Origin of the sequence: Clostridium tetanomorphum, from assembly GCF_017873215.1 — a bacterium.
GTDB classification, from domain to species: Bacteria; Bacillota; Clostridia; order Clostridiales; family Clostridiaceae; genus Clostridium_AO; species Clostridium_AO tetanomorphum.
Genome location: NZ_JAGGKA010000017.1, coordinates 1 through 21,194, shown reverse-complemented (window position 1 = coordinate 21,194; position 21,194 = coordinate 1). Strand labels below are relative to the sequence as shown.

Genomic DNA, 21,194 nt, shown 5'->3' with positions numbered 1-21,194 from the left:
ATATACTACTTTTTTAAAAGTCTCTTTCGAAAATTTCAATTTTTTCTTTTTCTTTAAAATCCTCTATAGAGGTTATACCTATTTTATGTAATATTTCTTTCATACAATCACTATCAACAGAAACTTTTATTTCTGATTTATCCGCAAAACTATCCACTGCTTCTTTACCCAATTCTTTTTTTAAAATAGCTTTAGGACCTCCAACGCAACCACCTACGCACCCCATGCCTTCTATGAAGTTAGCTACTATTTCACCATCTTTAATTTTAGATAAAATATCTTTACATTCTTTAACACCATTTGCTTGAACAGTTTTTAATAGTTTATATTTATTTGGGAATAATCGTTCAATTGCTTCGCCCACTGCAATAGATACACCACCAGTTCTACCATATAACCTTCCACCTCTAGAAGCATACTCAGTAGATAGATCTTCTTCTAATTCACTAGGGTTAATACCCAATGAATCAAATATATCTTTAAGTTCTGTAAAGGTAAGCACAAAATCTATATCGCCAATTAAATCTTTTTCTTTTGCTTCAGCTTTTTTAGCTACACAAGGACCTACAAAAACTACTTTACATTCTGGATTAATAGCTTTTAATACTCTTCCAGAAGCTATCATAGGAGAAACAGATGGCGATACATATTTTACAAGATCATGGTAAACTCTTTTTAGCATTCCAACCCACATGGGACAACAACATGATGTTATCATGAAGTCATTCTCACTTTTTACAAAATGGTCATATTCAACAGCTTCTTTTAGAGTTAACATATCAGCAAAGAATGCTACTTCTACCATATCAGTAAATCCCAATTTTTTAAAGGCTGTTCTTAGCTGATTTATATTAATGTTTTCACCAAGCTGACCAACAATTGCAGGAGCTACAGCAGCAACAACAGTAGCTTTGCTTTTTAATAGATTTAACAAAGGTAAGAATTCTACTTTATCTAGTATTCCACCATTTGGACAACTTTCAAGACACATGCCACAATCTAGGCACAGCTCATTGTTAATATAAATATTATTATTTTCAGGATTTCTGACTATAGCGTTAACTGGACAAGATTTTTGACAAAGAGTTTCACTAGATTCATTTGAACAATTTCCAGAACAAGAATTAAATTTGCTAATAACTTTATGATTAGGAGTATAATTTTTTATAGCTTCTTCTAAATTTTTAGAAAAATTTTCGTTTAAGTCAACTTCTACACCGCAAAGAGAAGATATAATATAGGCAAGTTTATTTTTATCTAAATTCTCTTTATAAATTAACTCTTCTACTTTATTGTTAAGCTTATCTTGGTGATAGGCTCTTACAAGTTCTTTAAATATTTTTCTATAATCATCTTTCACTATATGACAACTCCTTTTCTTGAGCAAAGCTAATTATTATTGCTATTATATCATAAAAATAAAATAAATAAAGTGGATGTATTTCACCCACTATTTTGTAATTATTTTATCCATTATTTAATGTTTGTATGTATAGAAAATCACAATAAATTTAGCTTATGGTCGGGGTAACAGGGATTGAACCTGCGACCTCATGGTCCCGAACCACGCGCGCTCCCGTCTGCGCTATACCCCGTTACCATTATTATACATAAATGAAAAATTAAATTCAATAGGAATATAGATAGAACTTTAAATAAGAGTTATGGGAGATGAAAGAAATATTCAATTAATTAATTATAAAAAAAGAGTTGTTATGAAAATAACAACTCTTGGTCGGGGTGACAGGGATTGAACCTGCGACCTCATGGTCCCAAACCACGCGCGCTCCCATCTGCGCCACACCCCGAAGTACATTAACATTATAGTTTATTTATAGATAAAAATCAATAGATAATTTAATTTTACTTAGGAGAAAAAGGGGTAACACATAGTAAAGTGTTTACCCCTTTTTTTTGTTTTTATCTCCGCTACCTCTTGTTGGTACAGTAGACATTATAAATCCAACTAATAAAGACAATAATGAAGGAGCTACTACATTTACATACGCTATAAATCTAGTTTTATATAGAATAAATGCTGTTAGCCCAGTTATAACTACTGTAATAATGAAGAGATATATTATAAATTTAGAAAGAGAACTAAAGAATTTCTCATATAATCTATGTCTTGTAGGGCCACTTAGTACATTTTTAAAAACAAAGTAAGATGCAAAAATTAATACAATATTTATTGCAGCCGAGATTAAAAAATTTCTCACAAAAAACACCTCCAATAAGACTTATATTTAGTGTTACCATATTGGAGGTGTTTTACACCCTTATAATTATAAAAAATTATAGTCGAGTTAATTGTTAATAAACATTTCGCCAACTTTGTATATATCTCCGGCACCAACTGTTAGTAGTAAGTCACCAGGTTTTAGTTCATTTTTTAAATAATTTACTATATCTTCAAAGCCGTGAAGATTTATACAGTTAACATTTTTTTCTCTTAATTTATTTCCTAATTTGTCTGAGCTTACTATACCTGTATCTTGTTCTCTAGCAGCATATATATCTGCTAGTATTAATTTATCTACATCATAGAAACTTTCCGTAAATTCATTGAATAGAGTATGAGTTCTTGTGAAGGTATGTGGTTGAAACACACACAATATTCTATTGTGAGGATAGTTTTTTGCAGCACTAAGGGTTGCTTTTATTTCAGTAGGATGATGAGCATAATCATCTACTATGGTTATATCATTCTTTATTCCTTTAAGCTCAAACCTTCTATGAGTTCCATAAAAACTTTCTAATCCTTCTGTAATAAATTCATTTTTTATATTAAGAATTAAAGATATACTAATACTAGCTAAAGCATTTAATATGTTATGTTTACCTGGAACATTGAGTTTTACTTCAAATAGTTTATTATTATTTTTAATTACATCAAAAGAAGCACAACCTTTGTCATCAAACACTATGTTTTTTGCTTGAATATCACCTTTATTAAGTCCATAAGTTATTTTATTACATTTGGCCTCTGATAAAACTTTGTCCATATTATCATCTTCTGAACAAGCTACTAAATATCCGTCATTAGGAATCAACTGAACAAATTTTATAAATGTATTTTGTATATCATAAATATCTTTATAATAATCTAAGTGGTCTGCGTCTATATTTAATATAACACCTATATAAGGAAAAAATTTGAGGAATGAAGCTTTATATTCACAGGCTTCAGTTATAAAATATTCACTTTTCCCTGTTCTAACGTTACCATCTATTATATCTAATTCACCACCTACTAAAATAGTTGGATCTAAATTAGCTTTAAGAGTTATGTGAGATATCATTGAGGTAGTGGTAGTTTTGCCATGAGTACCTGAAATAGCTATATTAAATTTATGATTCTCCATTAACTTTCCAAGGAATTCTGCTCTATCCATAGTAGGAATATTCATTTTATTGGCTTTTACAAGTTCAGGGTTATTTTTTGATATAGCTGCAGTATAAACTACTAAATCTACGTTATCTAAGTTGTTTTCATTATGGCCGATATATATATGAGCACCCATTTTACAAAGCTTATTAGTTATAGAAGATTCATTCATATCAGAACCAGAAACATTATAACCTCTCTCTAATAATATTTCTGCTAATCCACTCATGCTTATTCCACCTATACCTATAAAATGTATTTTTATGTTTTTATTTTTCATGAAATCAAGTGACAATATTATCATCTCCTTAAAAATTAACTCCATTTAATAATTATATACAAAAAAGAGGGAAAAAAACACTTTAATATTATTTATATTATATTTTTATCAAGTATTGATTATAATCATGTTTTAGAATAGAATATGAATAATAAGATAAATTAATAATAAAATAATTCGTAAATTTAGATAGATAGGTGATATAATGGAAAAGTTTACTAGAAACCAGAGAATATCTGCAATAACTAAAATGTTAATTGAAAATCCAAACAAAATAATAAATTTAAATAAGTTTACTGAAATGTTTAATGCAGCAAAGTCTACTGTAAGTGAAGATTTAATTGCTGTTAAAGATATTTTAACTAAGCTGTCAATAGGAAGGATTGAAACTATTCCAGGGGCAGCAGGTGGAGTTAAGTATGTTTGTGGTATATCTAAAGAACAAAGTATAAAATTTGCTGAGGAATTATGTATTATTTTAAAAGATAGAGAAAGAATAATACCAGGGAACTTTCTCTACGTTACAGATTTGATGTTTAATCCAGAAGTAATATATAAGGCTGGAACTATATTAGCATCTACATTTAATAATTCTAAGATTGACTATGTTGTTACTGTTGAAACTAAAGGAATACCTTTGGCATATGAAGTTGCTAGAATGCTTGGAGTACAGTTAGTGGTTGTAAGACGAGAAAACAAAGTAACTGAAGGTCCTACTGTTAGTATCAACTATGTGTCAGGATCAACTAATAGAATACAAAATATGTCGCTTTCTAAAAGAGCTATCAAACCTGGAAGTAAATGTATATTTATTGATGATTTTATGAAGGCAGGAGGAACAGCTTTTGGCATAATAGATTTATTAAAAGAGTTTGATAGTGAATTAATTGGAATAGGTGTATTAGTAGATAATGTTGATATAAAGCAAAAATTAGTTAGTGAATACATGTCTATTATAGAATTTAATGGATTGGATGAGAATAATAATGCTATTTTAGAACCATCTTTAAAAATCAAATTATAAAATTTTCTAAAAATTTTATAATTTTTTTGAAATAAAGAAGGAAAAATAAAAAACGTAGAGAATATTATATGTACATAAGCATCTCGGAGGTGGATTAATATGGAAATAACAGATGTAAGGGTTAGAAAGATTGCTGCTGAAGGCAAAATGAAAGCCATTGTGTCAGTAACCTTTGATAATGAGTTCGTTGTTCACGACATAAAGGTAATAGAGGGACAGAATGGTCTATTTATAGCTATGCCAAGTAGAAAGACTCCTGATGGAGAGTTTAAAGACATAGCGCATCCAATTAATACTCAGACAAGAGAGAAAATACAAAAGGCTATTTTAGATGAGTATGAGAAAGTAAAGGATGAGGTAGTTGTAGAAGGAGATTCTGAACAATAAAATTTTAAAGAGTAAAAAGGAGTAGTGATACTCCTTTTTATATTTGGCAAATTTTCTGAAAATCCAGTATGAGGTTGCAAATATTATACATATAAAATATAATAGTATAGGATGATTTTAAAAGCAAAAAGGAGAATTATGTAAATATATGCCCATAAAGAGGTGGTAAAATGTATAATTGTGCTGTATTATTAGCAGCAGGAGAAGGAAAAAGAATGAAATCTGCTATACCAAAGGTTCTTCATAAAGTATGTGGTAAAGAAATGATTAATCATGTTATAGACATTATGCGTGAATCTGGTATTAACGATGTAAATGTAATCGTTGGAAAAGGAGCAGAAAAAGTAAAGGAAAGTACTAAGTCTAGAAATGTGTCTTATTCACTTCAAGAAAAACAGTTAGGAACAGGGCATGCAGTTAAATGTGCAAAAGAATTTTTATTTAATAAAAAAGGAACAGTTGCTATATTTACAGGAGATGCACCTTTAATAACTGCAGATACAGTAGAGAAATTACTAAATTTCCATGAAAGTAATAATTATAAAGGGACAATACTCACTTCAATAGTCGAAAATCCCTATGGATATGGAAGAATAATAAGAAAAAATAATGGAGAAGTAAACAAAATAGTAGAGCATAAAGATTGTTCAGAAGAAGAATTAATGATCAATGAAATAAATGCTGGTATGTATTGTTTTGATATAGAGTCACTTTTAAGTAGTGTTGACAAGCTATCTAATGATAATGCTCAAGGAGAATACTACTTAACAGATATTATTGAGATACTAAAAAAAGATGGAGAAAAAATTGGAGCTATTCCAGTACCTTTTGAAGAAACTATGGGGGTTAATTCCAGACTTCAATTATCAGATGTAGAAAAGATAATGAGAAAAAGGATAAATGAGAAGCACATGGATAATGGAGTAACTTTGATAGATCCAGAAAATACTTACATTGATTGGAATGTAAAAATTGGAAATGATACTATAATATATCCTGGAAACTTGATACAGGGAGATACAATTATCAAAGAAGATTGTATTTTATATCAAAATTCAAGAATAAAGGATAGCTTAATTGAAAGTGGAGTTACAATACAAAGTTCAGTTATATTAGAAAGTCAGGTAGGAGAAAATACAACAGTAGGACCTTTTGCTTATATAAGACCTGAAAGTGTAATAGGAAAATCAGTTAGAATAGGGGACTTTGTAGAAATTAAAAAGTCAACTATAGGAGATAATACTAAAGTATCACATTTAACTTATATAGGTGATGCAGAGGTAGGGGAAAAGTGTAATTTTGGTTGTGGAACTGTAGTTGTAAATTATGATGGACAGAAAAAATATAAGACTATTATAGGCAATAATGCTTTTATAGGATGTAATACAAATTTAGTTTCCCCTGTGAAGGTTGATGATAATTCATATATAGCAGCGGGATCAACTATAACAGAAGAAGTTCCTAAAAATTCTTTAGCAATAGCGAGAGCAAGGCAAATAAATAAAGAAGAATGGGTAACAAAAAAAGGATTTAAAAAATAATACCAAGGAGGTTCACGGAATGATAAGCCATGGAAAAAGTATCAAAATTTTTACTGGTAATGCAAACAAGAAATTAGCACAAGATATAGCAGATATATTGGGAGTGCCATTAGGTGATGCAAAAGTAGGAACATTTAGTGATGGAGAAATATGTGTAGATATTAATGAAACTGTAAGAGGAATAGATGCATTTATAATCCAGTCAACTAACGCACCTGTCAATGATAATTTAATGGAATTACTTATAATGATAGATGCATTTAAGAGAGCATCAGCAGGAAGAATAACTGCAGTAATTCCTTATTATGGATATGCAAGACAGGATAGAAAAGCAAAAGCTAGAGATCCAATTACTTCTAAATTGGTGGCAGATCTTTTAACAGCTGCGGGAGCTGATAGAGTTTTAACTATGGACTTGCATGCTGCGCAGATCCAAGGATATTTTGATATTCCAGTAGATCATTTATTAGGAGTACCTATATTAGGTAAATATTTCGCTCAAAATGGATTTGATCAAAGAGATGATGTAGTAGTTGTATCACCTGATCTTGGAAGTGTTACTAGAGCAAGAAAATTTGCAGATAGAATCCATGCACCAATAGCTATAATAGATAAGAGAAGACCAAAACCAAATGTATCAGAAATTATGCATGTAATAGGAGATATAAAAGATAAGACTTGTATATTGATTGATGATATGATAGATACTGCTGGGACTATAGCAAATGGAGCTAATGCATTAGTAAAAATGGGAGCTAAGGATGTATATGCTTGTTGTACACATGCAGTTTTATCCGGACCAGCTATAGAAAGAATTAATGAATCAGCTATAAAAGAACTTATAATGTTAAATACAATTGAACTACCAGATCATAAAAAGAGTGATAAATTCAAGACTTTATCTGTAGCTCCTGTATTTGCTGAAGCTATAAGAAGAATATATGAAGAAATATCAGTAAGTAAATTGTTTGATTAATAGAAATTATGGGCATAAAAGATTTGTAAATCTTTTATGCCTTTTTTATTTTTAGGGAATTATAATATAGATGATAAGTAGTAAATAATTTGTAACATTTTAATAATATACTATTAAAGTAATGCTAGTATGTGATAAATTAAAGATAATACATTGTTTGTATATAGAAAGAGGAGGAATTTAATATGGAAGGTAAGATAGGTAAAATATTAATTGTAGATGATGATGAAAACATATGTGAAGTAATAAAGATGTATTTAGAGAGTTCAAACTATGCTACTAGAATAAGTAATGATGGAAAGGATGCACAGGAAGCATTTTTAGAATATAAGCCTGATTTGGTGCTTCTAGATATAATGCTACCTCATACTGACGGTATAGATGTTCTAAAATGGATAAGAAAAGACCATGAAACACCTGTAATAATGTTGACAGCAAAAGGAGAAACTTTTGATAAAGTATTAGGATTAGAATTAGGAGCAGATGACTATATAGTAAAACCATTTGAACCTAAAGAATTACTTGCAAGAGTAAAAGCAGTTTTAAGGAGATATAATTTAGAAAATGATAATAGAGAGGCATTAAATTTTGACGATTTAGTTATAGATATAAATTCTTATAATGTTATATTTAATGGCAAAGAAATTAAGATGCCACCAAAGGAATTTGAGTTATTATATTATTTAGCTAGTAATAAAAATAGAGTATTTACTAGAGAACAGTTATTATGTGAAGTATGGGGATATGACTACCCTGGAGATTCAAGAACTGTAGATGTACATGTAAAAAGGCTTAGGGAAAAGTTGGAAAAAGGATCTAATTGGCAAATAGAAACAGTGTGGGGTGTTGGATATAAATTTGAGGTGAAATAATATATGAGAAAAGGATTATTCTCAAAATTAGTAGCAACTTTTACTGCGATTATAAGTATAAGCTTTATTGTAACTGCTGCAGTTTTATCTTATTGGTTTGAGAGCTATTATTTTGATCAAAGGAAAAAACAATTAATAAATGAATCTCAATTTATAAGTGTAGCTGCTGTTAAATATTTAGATGGAAATATGTCTAATGAACGAGTTGCAGAGATGCTTTCAAATATAGGGAATTATTTGTCTACCAATATATGGATAGCTGATAATTATGGTATTATTTATGCTGTATCTAATAATAAATATAAAAACTTAATTGGGAAGCAGATTTTAACTAATGAGTTAGAAGAACTTAGATTTGGAAAGAGTATTGAGAGAAAGGATATATATGCTAGTATATTCGCTGTGCCTGTGCACACTTTTGTAGTTCCTATTTTTTATAAAGATATGTTTAAAGGAGCTATAATAATGCACACTTCAATAGATGAAATAAGAGAACCTTTAAAAAAGGTATATAACATAATATGGTTATCTGCCATATTAGCCATAATCGGATCATTCTTTATAATATATTATTTTTCACAGAAAATAATTATTAAACCTTTAGGGAAAATAAATTATGTAGCAGATAAAATATCAAAAGGAGAAGTAGATAAAAGGGTATACTTACAATCAGGGGATGAAATAGGTGAGCTTGCCAGATCATTTAATTTAATGGCTGAGTCTTTAGAGAAGATAGAAGATAATAGAAGACAGTTTATTTCAAATGTATCTCATGAAATACGTTCACCCTTAACTTCTATAAAAGGATTTATAGGCGGTATTCTGGATGGAATTATTCCACAGGATAAAGAAAAATATTATTTGGCTTTAGCCTATGATGAAACTCAAAGGTTGACCAGATTAGTTAATGATCTTTTGGATCTATCAGCTATTGAAGCAGGGCAACTAAAATTAAGAATTGAAGAAGTGAATATAAACGAGATTATAAGACTTACTGTAATTAAGTTTGAACAAAAAGTTAAAGAAAAAAAGTTAAATGTAGATGTCTGTTTGCAAGAAGATGATTTATATGTTGTAGGTGATAAAGATAGATTAACACAAGTAGTGACTAATCTTATAGACAATGCTATAAAATATACTAAAGAGGGTGGAAGTGTAGAAATAAAAACTAAATTAAAAGCAAATAAGGTTTTAGTGTCTGTTTTTAATAGTGGAACTCAACTAAGTGATGAAGATAAGAAATATATTTGGTCAAGATTTTATAAGGCAGATAAAGCAAGATCATCTAAAATAAGTACAGGACTTGGATTATCTATTGTAAGAAGTATATTAACACAACTAGGAGAAGATGTATGGGTAGAAAATAAACAAAATGGAGTTATGTTTACTTTTACCTTAAAAAAAATATAGAAATTTTGTAATGAATTAATAACATTTTGTTCATAGCAATGTAAAATTGACATTATATAATTTCTTTATAAGATTAGGAGGTGTTATAGTATGGATGATTATAAATTTAATGAAGTAAAAGATGTAAGATGGGAAAGCATAAATCCGGAGGATGGAAATATTAAGTTTAGAAGAAATAAAGCAAAGGGTAGAATATACAGATTTATGACATTGATAGCCATTATAGTAGTATCAGCTGTTTCAGGTGGAATAGGTGGAGCTTATATAGTTAATCAAAAATATTCTCCTCAGGAAAATCAGTATAAAACCAATAATAATTTGTCAAAACAAAATGTAGCTAGTGTAGAATTTTCCAAAAATGCTATAAATAAAGTTGCTGAAACGGTAGGTCCAGCTGTAGTAGGTATAAATAATAAGGGAGAAAGTTTTTGGGGAACTATTAGCCAAGGAAGTGGATCAGGAATAATATTTGAACCAAATGGATATATAGTAACAAATTATCATGTTATAGAAGGGGCTACACAAGTGTCTGTTAAATTGTCTAGTGGTAAAGTATTACCCGCTAAACTTGTTGGATTTGATAAGAGATCTGATTTGGCAGTTATTAAAATAGAAGCCAATAATTTACCTGTGGCAAAATTTGGAGATTCTTCTAAGGTAAGAGTAGGAGATATAGCTGTAGCTATAGGTAATCCTCTTGGAGAAGAATTTGCAGGGTCTGTAACAGCAGGAATTATAAGTGCACTTAATAGAAAAATGCAATATGATGGAGCAGTATATAAAGTATTACAGACAGATGCAGCTATAAATCCAGGTAATAGTGGAGGAGCCTTATGTAATGAAAATGGTGAAGTAATAGGAATTAATAGTCTTAAAATAGGGCCAGAAGCTAAAGCAGAAGGAATGGGATTTGCTATTTCTATTAATGAAGCTAAAGGAATTATAGATTCTCTTATGAATTATGGTAAAGTAAAAAGACCAGCATTAGGAGTAAAAGGTCAATCCGTTAGTTCTAAAGATGGAAAGATAAAAGGATTTTATGTAAATGAAGTTATATCTAACTCAGGTGCAGCAGCTGCAGGTATAAAGCCAACAGATGTAATAACACAGGTGGATAAGATCAAGATAGAAAGTTTTGAAGATTTAGCAGAAGTATTAGATAAGCATAAAATAGGAGATTCAGTATCTTGTAAGGTATGGAGAAATGGATCTAATGTGGAATTAAAAGTAATACTATCTGAAATGAAAGAGACTGATAGATAATTAATTATAATAAAATGGTTATAATAATAAAGAGACTTTAAAGTCTCTTTATTATTTGTACTTTATAGTATAATATATAATTATTGCATTATTTTTAACGGAGGAATGAAAAATGTTTCTAATAGTTGGACTAGGAAATCCAGGAAAAGATTATGAAAATACTCGTCACAATATAGGATTTGATGCATTAGACCGATTAGCTTTAAAGTACAATATAAATATAAGTAAAGTAAAATTTAAAGGAATGTATGGTGAAGGAAATATACAAGGACAAAAGGTGATATTACTAAAACCTATAACTTATATGAATTTAAGTGGCGAGAGTATAAAAGAAGTAGTGAATTTTTATAAACTTAATCATAAAAATATTATTGTAATTTATGATGATGTAGATTTAGAAGTAGGAAGGTTGAGAATTAGATTAAAAGGAAGTTCAGGAGGACATAATGGAATTAAAAGTATAATATATCATCTTGAAACAGAGGAATTTATAAGGCTAAGAGTAGGGGTTGGGAAGGCAGAAAATGATATGATATCCCATGTTCTTGGCAGATTTTCTAAAGAGGATAGGAGTATAGTAGAAAAATCATTTGATGCTGTAGCAGAAGCTGTAGGCACTATAATTAAGGAAAATCCACAAAGTGCTATGAATAAATTTAATAGTTTTAAAGCAGAGTAGTTTAACGAGGTGAAATATAAATGAGATTAAGTGGTGTCTTAAAGCCGCTAAAGAATAGTTCGGAGTTTAAGATAATAAAAAATAGTATTGACAAAAGAAAATTTCCATTAGGTATATTTGGTTTATCTGAATCGTCTAGAAGCTATATATTAAAGGGAATGTATGATGAAATAGACAAGCCTTTATTGATATTAACCCATAGCGATGTGGAAGCAAGAAATATATATGAAGATTTAGCATTATACATAACAGAAGCTTACTATCTACCAACAAAGGAGGTAGTTTTTTATAATATAGATGCTATATCTGGAGATTTAAGATGGGAAAGACTAAAGGTAATAAAGAATATATTACATCAAGGGAAAAAAGTAGTTATAGCATCTATAGAAGCTATAGCTTCATCTTGCATACCTATGAACTTATATAAGAAATACTCTTTTAAGTTTTCAGTAGGAGATATATTGGATTATAAAGATTTGGGAGAAAAGCTTATACATTGTGGGTATGAAAGAGTAGATTTGGTTGATAGTAAGGGACAATTTTCTATAAGAGGTGGAATATTAGATATATATCCACCAACTTCAATGGAGCCATATAGAATAGAATTATTTGGAGATGAAATAGATTCTATAAGAACTTTTAATACTGAATCACAAAGAAGTATTGACAAAAAAATGTGTATAGAAGTATTTCCAGCTAAGGAAATAATATTAAACAAGGATAATATAGAAAATGCTTGTGAAAATATACAAGAAGATTTAAAAGTACTATTAAATAATTTTAAAAGTTCTAAAAATAAAGAAGCATATGAAAAGTTGAAAATTATTATAAATAAAAATCTTGAAAGCTTAAAACAAAATTGGAATTTTGAAACTATTGATAGTTATTTACCGTATTTTTATGATAAAATGACCTCATTTTTGGATTATTTTCAAGAATGGTTTATAGTTATAGATGATGTGCAAAGATGCGAGGGGAAATTAAATAGTGTTTATTTTGAATTTGAAGAAAATTATAAAAGTTTTCTTCAAAGAGGCGATATATTGCCTAAACAAGCAGAATTACTTATTCCTAAGAATGATATATTAAATACTTTAGAAGAAGGTAAATTATTGACACTAAGTTCAATACCTAAAGCATTGAGAATTTTACAGCCTAAAGCTATAATTAATTTTTCGGAAATAACTCTTCACAATTATCATGGGCAGCTAGATTTACTAATTGAAGATATAAAAGAGAAGAAACAACATGGGTATAAAATATTAATACTTTCAGGAACAAGGCCCAGAGGAGAAAGACTAGTTAATACTTTAAGAGAAAGAGGTATTGAAAGCGTATATAAAGATATTGTTGAAGACATTAGTCCTGGAGAAGTTGTTGTAACTTTTGGAAGCCAGTTAAAGGGGTATGAATATCCTGACTTAAAGTTGTGTATTATATCGGATAAAGAAGTTTTTGGAGAAGCTAAGAAGAAATCAAGTAAAAGAGTAAATAAAAAAGGCTTAGGTAAAATTAGAAGCTTTGCAGAGTTAAAGCCAGGAGATTATGTAGTGCATGTAAATCATGGAATAGGAATATACAAAGGAATAAAACAATTAGATATAGGTGGTCATAAAAAAGATTATTTAGAGTTAAGCTATTATGGCGATGATAAGTTGTATGTTCCTGTAGAGCAACTGGACATGGTGCAAAAATATATAGGTAGCGAGGGTAATGCTCCCAAAATTAATAAGCTAGGTAGTGCTGAATGGACAAAAGCTAAGACAAAAGTTAAAAAATCTATAGAAGAAATAGCGCAGGATTTAGTAAAGTTATATGCTGTTAGATCCACCTTAAAAGGATATAGATTTTCAAAAGATACTGTATGGCAAAGGCAATTTGAGGAAGAGTTTCCATATGAAGAAACTCCAGACCAAATAACAGCTATAGAAGATATAAAGAAAGATATGCAATCCGATAAGGCTATGGACAGGTTGCTTTGTGGAGACGTTGGTTATGGTAAAACTGAAGTAGCATTAAGAGCTGCATTTAAAGCTGTTATGGATGGTAAGCAGGTAGCTTTATTGGTGCCAACTACTATTTTAGCACAGCAGCACTATAATAATTTAGTACAAAGATTTTCAGATTTTCCTGTTACAATAGACATGATAAGTAGATTTAAGACTCCAGCTCAACAAAAAAAGACTATAAAAGCAATTAAAGAGGGAAGAATAGATATATTGATAGGTACTCATAGAATATTACAAAAAGATTTACAGTTTAAAGATTTAGGATTGCTTATTATAGACGAAGAACAGAGATTTGGAGTAAAGCATAAAGAGAAAATAAAATCATTGAAAAAGAATATAGATGTGCTTACTTTAAGTGCTACTCCTATACCTAGAACCCTTCATATGTCATTAGTTGGAGTTAGGGATATAAGTATTATTGAAACACCTCCTGAAGAGAGACATCCAATTCAGACTTATGTAGTTGAATATAATGATCAATTAATAAGAGATGCCATACTAAGAGAAGTCAATAGAGGTGGGCAAATTTATTTTGTATATAATAGAGTAGAAAGTATAAAAGAGATGGAAAGCTATTTATCAAAGCTTATACCAGAAGCGAGAATTGGGGTAGCCCATGGACAAATGCAAGAAAGAGAATTAGAAAGCGTTATAATGGATTTCATGAAAAATGAGTATGATATATTGTTAGCTACCACAATAATAGAAACAGGAATGGATATACAAAATGTAAATACTATGATAATTTATGATGCTGATAAAATGGGATTATCACAATTGTATCAATTAAGAGGTAGAGTAGGAAGAAGTAATAGAATAGCATATTGTTATTTGACTTATAAGAAGGACAAAATTTTAACAGAAGTAGCGGAAAAGAGACTAAAAGCTATAAAAGAATTTACAGAACTAGGTTCAGGATTTAAAATAGCTCTAAAAGACCTTGAAATAAGAGGTGCAGGTAATATGATGGGATCTTCACAGCATGGACATATGGCGTCAATAGGATATGATCTATATTGCAGAATGCTTGAAGACACTATAAAGAAGTTTAAAGGAGAAATAGATGAAGAACCTATTGAGACAACAGTAGAACTAAAGCTGGATGCATTTATACCTACAAATTATATAAAAGATGAAACACAGAAGATAGAAATATATAAGAAGATTGCAGCTATAAACTCTAATGAAGACTTCATGGATGTTCAGGAAGAATTAGAGGATAGATTTTCAGATGTTCCTCCTTCAGTTCAAAATCTTATGGATATTGCATATATAAGAAGTATAGCTAAAGGAGTAGGTATAGAAGAGATAAAGGAAAAAGGAGAGGAAGTCTTAATAAGGTTTGACAATAAGGAAAGATTAAATCAATCTATATGTGTTGGAATAAAAACTAAGTATAATAAAGTGATAACATTTAAATTTGGTGATAAGCCTATGTTAGGATATAAGTTGAGTAACATAAAGAAAGAGGACTTATTAGCTAATTTAAAGGAATTTATATTGTTCATAGAAGAGACATGTAAAGTTTAAATATTATTAACTTTTTACATGGACATATAGGCTTAAATAGTTTGCAATAAATTGCAAAAATGATTATAATTATTAAAGACTAATATAGAGTGGGGGAATAATAGTGAAGAACATAAGAAAATTAATTGTGACATCAATACTAGGCATGTTTGCAATTTCAACAGTAGGATGTGCTATGATAGAGAAAACACCAGAAGCAATAAATAAAAGTATAGTTGCAAAAATTAACAATGAGACTATAACAAGAGGACAGTTAGATGCATATCCTATGGTAGCTGGACAATTACAACAGATGAAGCAGCAATATGGGGAAAATTATGCCAATAACGCAGAAGTGAAGGAACAAATTTCTCAGGGAAAAAAGCAAGCACTTGATCAAATGGTAACAGAAAACTTAATATTACAGCATGCTAAAAATGAAAAGCTAGTTGATGATAAAAAAATAGATGAAGAAGTAGATAAGGTTATAAAAGATGTAATAAAAAATAATTTCAAAAATGATAAAAGTAAATATCAAGAAGAATTAAAAAAATCAGGAGTTTCAGAAGAGAATTTAAAAAATTTCTATAAGACTCAATTTATAATAAAAAAAGTAAGAGATGGAATAGTAAAAGATGTAAAAGTTAGTGATGAAACAGCTAAAAAAGAGTATGATGATAACATATATAAGTATTTAGAGAAACAAAGTAAATTCCATTCTGCGCACATATTAGTAAAAACGGAAGAAGAAGCTAAAAAGGTTAAAGATAGATTGAATAAAGGAGAAGATTTTGCAAAAGTTGCTAAAGAAGTTTCTGTTGATGGATCAAAAGATAAAGGTGGAGATTTGGGAACTGCAGAGTATTCAGCTTTTGTTAAACCATTTGTAGATGCTGTAGTTAAATTAAATAAAGGTGAAATATCAGGGCCAGTTAAAAGTCAACATGGATATCACATTATAAAATTAATAGATAAAGAACCTATAACTATTAAAAAGTTTGACTCAGTAAAAGAACAGATTAAAAAGGATTTATTGGAACAAGAACAACAAAAAGTATTTGCAGATAAATTAGAACAGTGGAAGAAAGAAGCTAAGATAGAAACAAAAAAATATGAAAAGAATATTATATAACTAAGCATGTTGTATAGAAAAATCCTGAAATTTAAATTTCGGGATTTTTTTAAATTACAAATGTGTATAAAATTTCATAAATAGAAAGATAATATTAATACAAGTTGTATTAAACAAATAAATATATTTTTAAGGGAGGAAAGATTTATGAAGGCAACAGGTATTGTTAGACGTATAGACGATTTAGGAAGAGTAGTTATTCCAAAGGAAATAAGAAGAACTTTGAGAATAAGGGAAGGAGACCCTTTAGAAATATTCACTGATAGAGAAGGAGGAGTAATATTAAAGAAATACTCACCAATAGGAGAATTAAGTGAATTTTCAAAAGGATATGCTGAATCATTACAGCAAACAGTGGGAAATATAGTTCTTATATGTGATAAGGATAGTATTATTTCTATTAGTGGTGCTCAGAAAAAAGAATACTTAGACAAAAAAATAAGTGGAGAACTTGAAAAAATTATAGAAGAAAGAAGAACAGTATATTTCAGTGAATCTTCAGAGTTTATATCTCTTTATGATGATGAAGAAATAGATGGTAAGTACAAGGCTGAAGTTATATCACCAATAATAGCAGAAGGTGATGCAATTGGAGCTGTTATCATAGTATCTAAGGAAGAAGGGAAAAAATTTGGTGATGTAGAAATAAAATTAGCTGAAACTGCATCATCCTTCTTAGGAAAACAAATGGAACAATAAATGACAAAACATACATTAATTCATTATTAAAATGGCAGCATGTCTGCCATTTAATTCTTTTTGTTCCATAAAAATTATTGACATACATAATGAAAAATATTCAATAAAAGGTAATAATATTTCCGAATTTAAAATAAATAATACTTAGAAGTATTTCGGAGGTATTAGGTATGGAGAAACAATCCCTTATAAAAGGTACTGCTATTTTAGGTATGGCAGGAATATTTGCTAAATTTTTAGGCTTATTTTTTAGATGGCCATTAATAATGCTTATAGGAGATGAAGGAGTAGGTTATTATCAAATGTCCTATCCTCTCTACATGTTTTTTATAGCAATAGCTTCAGGAGTGCCTGTGGCTATATCAAAGCTTGTATCAGAAAGAAAAGCTATAGGTGATAATCATGGTATTATTCAAGTCTTTAGAAAGTCTATGCTTTTAATGATTATATTAGGTGGAGGTTTTACAGGAATAATTTTAGCATTATCAAAGAAATTAATTATTTTTTTTAGATGGGATTGGAAGGCATATTATTCTTTAATAGGAATTGCTATAGCCCCTATATTTATTTCCATAATGAGTGCATTTAGAGGCTTTTTTCAGGGATTACAGAATATGAATCCAACTGCAGTATCTCAAATTATTGAACAAGTAGGTAGAGTAATCTTTGGTATAGGACTGGCTTTTATACTGTTACCTAGGGGAATAGAATATGCAGCAGGAGGAGCGGCTTTTGGAGCAGCAGCAGGAGGAATATTAGGTGGAGTATATCTGCTATTTAAATATTGCTCAGTAAGACAAAGAATTAGCATAGGAAAAGTAAAAGACAATGTAGATATATTAACCAGATTGATATATATATCTGTACCCATATCATTAGGAGCTACTGTGGGAAGCGTAATGAGTTTAATTGACTCGGCATTAGTTCCTCAGAAGCTTTTACAAGCTGGATTTGATTATAAAGAGGCAACTATATTGTATGGTCAGCTTACAGGAAAAGCATTTGTTCTTGTAAATGTTCCGTTAACTATTTCTATGGCATTATGTGCTTCAATAGTTCCTATAATAGCTGAGTGTTATATTCTAAACAGAAAGTATGAATTAGTAGGAAAAGTTCATTTAGCTATTAAATTTTCTATGGTAATAGGAATTCCATCATTTTTAGGATTATATTTTCTTGCATTACCAGTAATGCAGCTGTTATTTCCAGGCCATAGTGAAGGATTTGAAATATTAAAATATTCATCTATATCTATACCATTTATAGTTATTTCACAAACCACTACTGCTATATTACAGGGGGTTGGCAGATATATAAGACCAGTAATAAATCTTATGATAGGATGCATAATAAAAACAATGCTGACTATTATTCTTGTGCCAATTCCTAATATAAATATATATGGTGCAGTAATAGGATCTATATGTGGCTACTTAATAGCAGCACTTCTTAATATGAAAGTTTTAAGAAAGACTCTTAATATATCTATAAATTATTATAATATATTGGTAAAGCCTTTATATGCTTCGGTACTAATGATAATCTCAGTTTTAGTTATTTATTCATATACTTATAATTATACCTTAAGTAATATAATTGCATGTTTAGCAGCAGTATTTTCTGGTATATTAATATATAGTATACTAATTATTGTAATGAGAATATTTAGTTATGACTATTTTAAAAATAAGCTGTTAAAATACAAAAGGAGAGGTATAAAATGATAAAAGTTGTAGGACTAGGGCCTGGATCAAAAGAAGCTCTTACTTTGGGTACTATGGAAGTTTTAAAAAATGCTAATAAAATTTATTTAAGAACAGAAAAACATCCTACAGTAGAATATTTAAAAGGTCTTAATATAGACTTTGAAACTTTTGATAAAAAATATGATAGTATGGATAGTTTTGATGAAGTTTATAATTCAATTGCAATGGATATAATAAAAGCATATGATCAATATAAAGATATTGTATATGCTGTACCTGGGCATCCACTAGTAGCAGAAAAGTCTGTTAATAATTTAATAAAACTTTGTAATGAAAAGGAAATTGAGCTAAAAATTTTTCCAGCGGTAAGTTTTATTGATGCTATAATTGAGAGACTAAAAATCGATCCTATAGAAGGAATAAAAGTAATTGATGCCTTTGATATAACAATGCAGGTTCTAGATAAAAGGATAGGTACCATAGTAACACAGGTATACAATCCATTTATAGCTTCAGAAGTAAAGTTAGCTCTTTTAGAATATTATGATGATGAGGAAGAAATATATTTTATAAGAGCAGCAGGAATAGAGGGACTAGAGAATATAAGAAAAATAAAGTTATATGAATTAGATAGACAGTCAGATATAGACTATTTAACATCTCTATATATACCTAAAAGTTTAAACAACACCAAAGATTTTAATGATTTATTAGATATAATGGAAAAATTAAGAGGAGAAGATGGATGTCCATGGGATAAAGAACAAAATCATGAATCATTAAAGAAGTATCTTATAGAAGAAAGCTATGAAGTTTTAGAAGCTATTGATAAAAAAGATGATAATATGATTATAGAGGAACTAGGAGATGTATTACTTCAGATTGTATTTCATGCCCAGATTGGAAAGGAAGAAGGTTTTTTTAATATAAATGATATAATTAAAGGAATTTGTGATAAAATGATAGAAAGACATCCACATGTATTTGGGAATGTAGAAATTTCTTCTTCTGAAGAAGTGTTAGATAATTGGGAGGAAATAAAAAAGGAAGAAAAAGGGTACAAAACCCATACAGATGAGTTAAAACATGTAGCAAAGACTTTACCTTCACTTATAAGAGCTGAAAAAATTCAAAAAAAGGCTTCCAAAATTGGATTTGATTGGGATAAAGTGGAGGATGCTTTAGATAAGGTATTAGAAGAATTTTATGAGGTAAAAGATGTATATAAAAATAATAATAGGGAAAAAATATTAGAAGAAGTTGGAGATTTAATATTTGCAGTGGTAAATGTAGCAAGATTTCTTGACATAGACCCCGAATATGCATTAAATTATACTATAGACAAATTTATTAATCGCTTTGAATACATAGAAAAATCTGTATTAAGCAAGGGGTTTAAAATGGAAAATATGACCCTTGAAGAAATGGATGAGTTATGGGAAAAAGCGAAAAAAAATAATTAAAAAATCTTTATAAAAATTCACAATTAAAAAGAAGGAATTTTTAAATCAGTGAAGAATATGCTATTCTATAGCAAATAAGCTATTTTAGAGCATACTCAATATTAAGGAGGTAAACAAAGGTGAACAAATCAGAATTAATTACAAGTATGGCAGAAAAATCAAAACTAACAAAGAAGGATGCTGAATTAGCTTTGAAGGCATTTATAGAAAGTGTTGAAGAAACACTTGAAAGAGGAGAAAAGGTTCAGTTAGTTGGATTTGGAACTTTTGAAACTAGAAAAAGAGCTGCAAGAATAGGAAGAAATCCAAAAACTAAGGAAGAGATAAATATTCCAGAATCAACAGTTCCAGTATTTAAACCTGGTAAAGAATTTAAAGATAAAGTTAATAAATAGTTAAGTCTTTTGTATTCATTCAAAAAACCTAGGTGCAAATCTAGGTTTTTTGTGTTTTAGGAGGAATATAGATATGAGATTAGATAAATATTTGAAGATATCAAGAATAATAAAAAGAAGAACTGTAGCTAAAGAAGCTTGTGAAAGTGGACGTGTTCTTATAAATGATAAAGTAGCTAAACCAGGTACAGAAGTTAAAGAAAATGACATTATAGAAATTAAATATGCAGAGAGATCATTAAAGGCTAAAATAATTAATATATCAGAACACGTAACAAAAGAAAATGCAAAAAATATGTATGAGATAATATCTGGAGTAGAAGATATTGAATAAAATATAATATAAATGAGATAACACCTCAACCTAAAGGGGCTGTCGCACTATAAAATTAGTGTGACAGTTTTTTTTGCATAAAAAAATAAATCTCCCACTCGGAAGAGTGAAAGACTTATGGTAAAAT

The 21,194-nt window shown here is 29.2% G+C and carries 18 protein-coding genes and 2 tRNA genes; 15 read left to right on the top strand and 5 right to left on the bottom strand.

Going from position 1 to position 21,194, the window contains the following annotated elements:
- Positions 1–13: 13 nt before the first annotated feature.
- The 5 genes from J2Z24_RS15340 to murC all read right to left on the bottom strand — a co-directional run bounded on the left by J2Z24_RS15340 (position 14) and on the right by murC (position 3,683).
- Positions 14–1,360 (bottom strand): [Fe-Fe] hydrogenase large subunit C-terminal domain-containing protein, encoded by a 1,347-nt coding sequence (locus tag J2Z24_RS15340; RefSeq protein WP_035149835.1) that lies wholly within the window; start codon positions 1,358–1,360, stop codon positions 14–16.
- A 159-nt stretch (positions 1,361–1,519) separates the two neighbouring features.
- A tRNA-Pro gene (locus J2Z24_RS15335) sits at positions 1,520–1,595 on the bottom strand.
- Between the two features lie 137 nt (positions 1,596–1,732).
- Positions 1,733–1,808 (bottom strand) — tRNA-Pro (locus tag J2Z24_RS15330).
- A gap of 93 nt (positions 1,809–1,901) precedes the next feature.
- On the bottom strand, positions 1,902–2,219 hold the full coding sequence (locus J2Z24_RS15325) for a hypothetical protein (protein ID WP_035149832.1): 318 nt from the start codon (positions 2,217–2,219) through the stop codon (positions 1,902–1,904).
- A gap of 87 nt (positions 2,220–2,306) precedes the next feature.
- The gene (gene murC / locus J2Z24_RS15320; protein ID WP_035149829.1) at positions 2,307–3,683 is read right to left on the bottom strand and encodes a UDP-N-acetylmuramate--L-alanine ligase; all 1,377 of its coding nucleotides are present in this window, start codon (positions 3,681–3,683) and stop codon (positions 2,307–2,309) included.
- A gap of 190 nt (positions 3,684–3,873) precedes the next feature.
- Here murC and purR point away from each other — a divergent pair, with 190 nt between their 5' ends.
- The 15 genes from purR (at position 3,874) to J2Z24_RS15245 (ending at position 21,067) form a co-directional block, all read left to right on the top strand.
- Entirely contained in the window at positions 3,874–4,692 is an 819-nt protein-coding gene (gene purR / locus J2Z24_RS15315) for a pur operon repressor (RefSeq protein ID WP_035149827.1), read from the top strand.
- Positions 4,693–4,791: 99 nt separating this feature from the next.
- On the top strand, positions 4,792–5,079 hold the full coding sequence (gene spoVG, locus J2Z24_RS15310; RefSeq protein ID WP_035149824.1) for a septation regulator SpoVG: 288 nt from the start codon (positions 4,792–4,794) through the stop codon (positions 5,077–5,079).
- 170 nt (positions 5,080–5,249) lie between these two features.
- Entirely contained in the window at positions 5,250–6,620 is a 1,371-nt protein-coding gene (gene glmU / locus J2Z24_RS15305; RefSeq protein ID WP_035149822.1) for a bifunctional UDP-N-acetylglucosamine diphosphorylase/glucosamine-1-phosphate N-acetyltransferase GlmU, read from the top strand.
- A 19-nt stretch (positions 6,621–6,639) separates the two neighbouring features.
- Complete coding sequence (locus J2Z24_RS15300) at positions 6,640–7,596, top strand: ribose-phosphate diphosphokinase (protein ID WP_035149819.1); 957 nt, start codon at positions 6,640–6,642, stop codon at positions 7,594–7,596.
- Between the two features lie 185 nt (positions 7,597–7,781).
- Positions 7,782–8,468 (top strand): response regulator, encoded by a 687-nt coding sequence (locus J2Z24_RS15295; protein WP_035149817.1) that lies wholly within the window; start codon positions 7,782–7,784, stop codon positions 8,466–8,468.
- Positions 8,469–8,471: 3 nt separating this feature from the next.
- Positions 8,472–9,878, top strand: coding sequence for a sensor histidine kinase (locus J2Z24_RS15290; RefSeq protein WP_035149814.1), 1,407 nt, complete (start codon positions 8,472–8,474; stop codon positions 9,876–9,878).
- 90 nt (positions 9,879–9,968) lie between these two features.
- Positions 9,969–11,141, top strand: coding sequence for a S1C family serine protease (locus J2Z24_RS15285; RefSeq protein ID WP_035149812.1), 1,173 nt, complete (start codon positions 9,969–9,971; stop codon positions 11,139–11,141).
- Between the two features lie 112 nt (positions 11,142–11,253).
- Positions 11,254–11,820, top strand: coding sequence for an aminoacyl-tRNA hydrolase (pth, locus tag J2Z24_RS15280; protein WP_035149808.1), 567 nt, complete (start codon positions 11,254–11,256; stop codon positions 11,818–11,820).
- A 20-nt stretch (positions 11,821–11,840) separates the two neighbouring features.
- A complete protein-coding gene (gene mfd, locus J2Z24_RS15275; RefSeq protein ID WP_035149806.1) occupies positions 11,841–15,359 on the top strand; it encodes a transcription-repair coupling factor in 3,519 nt (1,172 codons plus the stop codon).
- 103 nt (positions 15,360–15,462) lie between these two features.
- Entirely contained in the window at positions 15,463–16,470 is a 1,008-nt protein-coding gene (locus J2Z24_RS15270) for a peptidylprolyl isomerase (protein WP_035149803.1), read from the top strand.
- 147 nt (positions 16,471–16,617) lie between these two features.
- Positions 16,618–17,169 carry a stage V sporulation protein T gene (gene spoVT, locus J2Z24_RS15265; protein ID WP_035149800.1) on the top strand — a complete coding sequence of 184 codons (552 nt, stop codon included), beginning with the start codon at positions 16,618–16,620 and terminating at the stop codon, positions 17,167–17,169.
- A gap of 170 nt (positions 17,170–17,339) precedes the next feature.
- Positions 17,340–18,893: a putative polysaccharide biosynthesis protein gene (locus J2Z24_RS15260; protein WP_035149797.1), complete on the top strand. Its 1,554-nt coding sequence runs from the start codon at positions 17,340–17,342 to the stop codon at positions 18,891–18,893.
- Entirely contained in the window at positions 18,890–20,338 is a 1,449-nt protein-coding gene (gene yabN / locus J2Z24_RS15255) for a bifunctional methyltransferase/pyrophosphohydrolase YabN (RefSeq protein ID WP_035149795.1), read from the top strand. The genes J2Z24_RS15260 and yabN overlap by 4 nt, the downstream gene beginning before the upstream one ends.
- A gap of 119 nt (positions 20,339–20,457) precedes the next feature.
- The gene (hbs, locus tag J2Z24_RS15250; protein ID WP_035149792.1) at positions 20,458–20,733 is read left to right on the top strand and encodes a non-specific DNA-binding protein Hbs; all 276 of its coding nucleotides are present in this window, start codon (positions 20,458–20,460) and stop codon (positions 20,731–20,733) included.
- A gap of 73 nt (positions 20,734–20,806) precedes the next feature.
- Entirely contained in the window at positions 20,807–21,067 is a 261-nt protein-coding gene (locus J2Z24_RS15245; protein WP_035149790.1) for an RNA-binding S4 domain-containing protein, read from the top strand.
- Positions 21,068–21,194: the final 127 nt, after the last annotated feature.

Excerpts from the sequence above, each read along its gene's own strand:
- J2Z24_RS15285 (WP_035149812.1), top strand. The coding sequence starts at position 9,969 with ATGGATGATTATAAATTTAATGAAGTAAAAGATGTAAGATGGGAAAGC.
- purR (WP_035149827.1), top strand. The coding sequence starts at position 3,874 with ATGGAAAAGTTTACTAGAAACCAGAGAATATCTGCAATAACTAAAATG.
- J2Z24_RS15290 (WP_035149814.1), top strand. The coding sequence starts at position 8,472 with ATGAGAAAAGGATTATTCTCAAAATTAGTAGCAACTTTTACTGCGATT.
- J2Z24_RS15260 (WP_035149797.1), top strand. The coding sequence starts at position 17,340 with ATGGAGAAACAATCCCTTATAAAAGGTACTGCTATTTTAGGTATGGCA.
- J2Z24_RS15300 (WP_035149819.1), top strand. The coding sequence starts at position 6,640 with ATGATAAGCCATGGAAAAAGTATCAAAATTTTTACTGGTAATGCAAAC.
- pth (WP_035149808.1), top strand. The coding sequence starts at position 11,254 with ATGTTTCTAATAGTTGGACTAGGAAATCCAGGAAAAGATTATGAAAAT.
- spoVG (WP_035149824.1), top strand. The coding sequence starts at position 4,792 with ATGGAAATAACAGATGTAAGGGTTAGAAAGATTGCTGCTGAAGGCAAA.
- J2Z24_RS15245 (WP_035149790.1), top strand. The coding sequence starts at position 20,807 with ATGAGATTAGATAAATATTTGAAGATATCAAGAATAATAAAAAGAAGA.
- spoVT (WP_035149800.1), top strand. The coding sequence starts at position 16,618 with ATGAAGGCAACAGGTATTGTTAGACGTATAGACGATTTAGGAAGAGTA.
- J2Z24_RS15295 (WP_035149817.1), top strand. The coding sequence starts at position 7,782 with ATGGAAGGTAAGATAGGTAAAATATTAATTGTAGATGATGATGAAAAC.
- glmU (WP_035149822.1), top strand. The coding sequence starts at position 5,250 with ATGTATAATTGTGCTGTATTATTAGCAGCAGGAGAAGGAAAAAGAATG.
- mfd (WP_035149806.1), top strand. The coding sequence starts at position 11,841 with ATGAGATTAAGTGGTGTCTTAAAGCCGCTAAAGAATAGTTCGGAGTTT.
- yabN (WP_035149795.1), top strand. The coding sequence starts at position 18,890 with ATGATAAAAGTTGTAGGACTAGGGCCTGGATCAAAAGAAGCTCTTACT.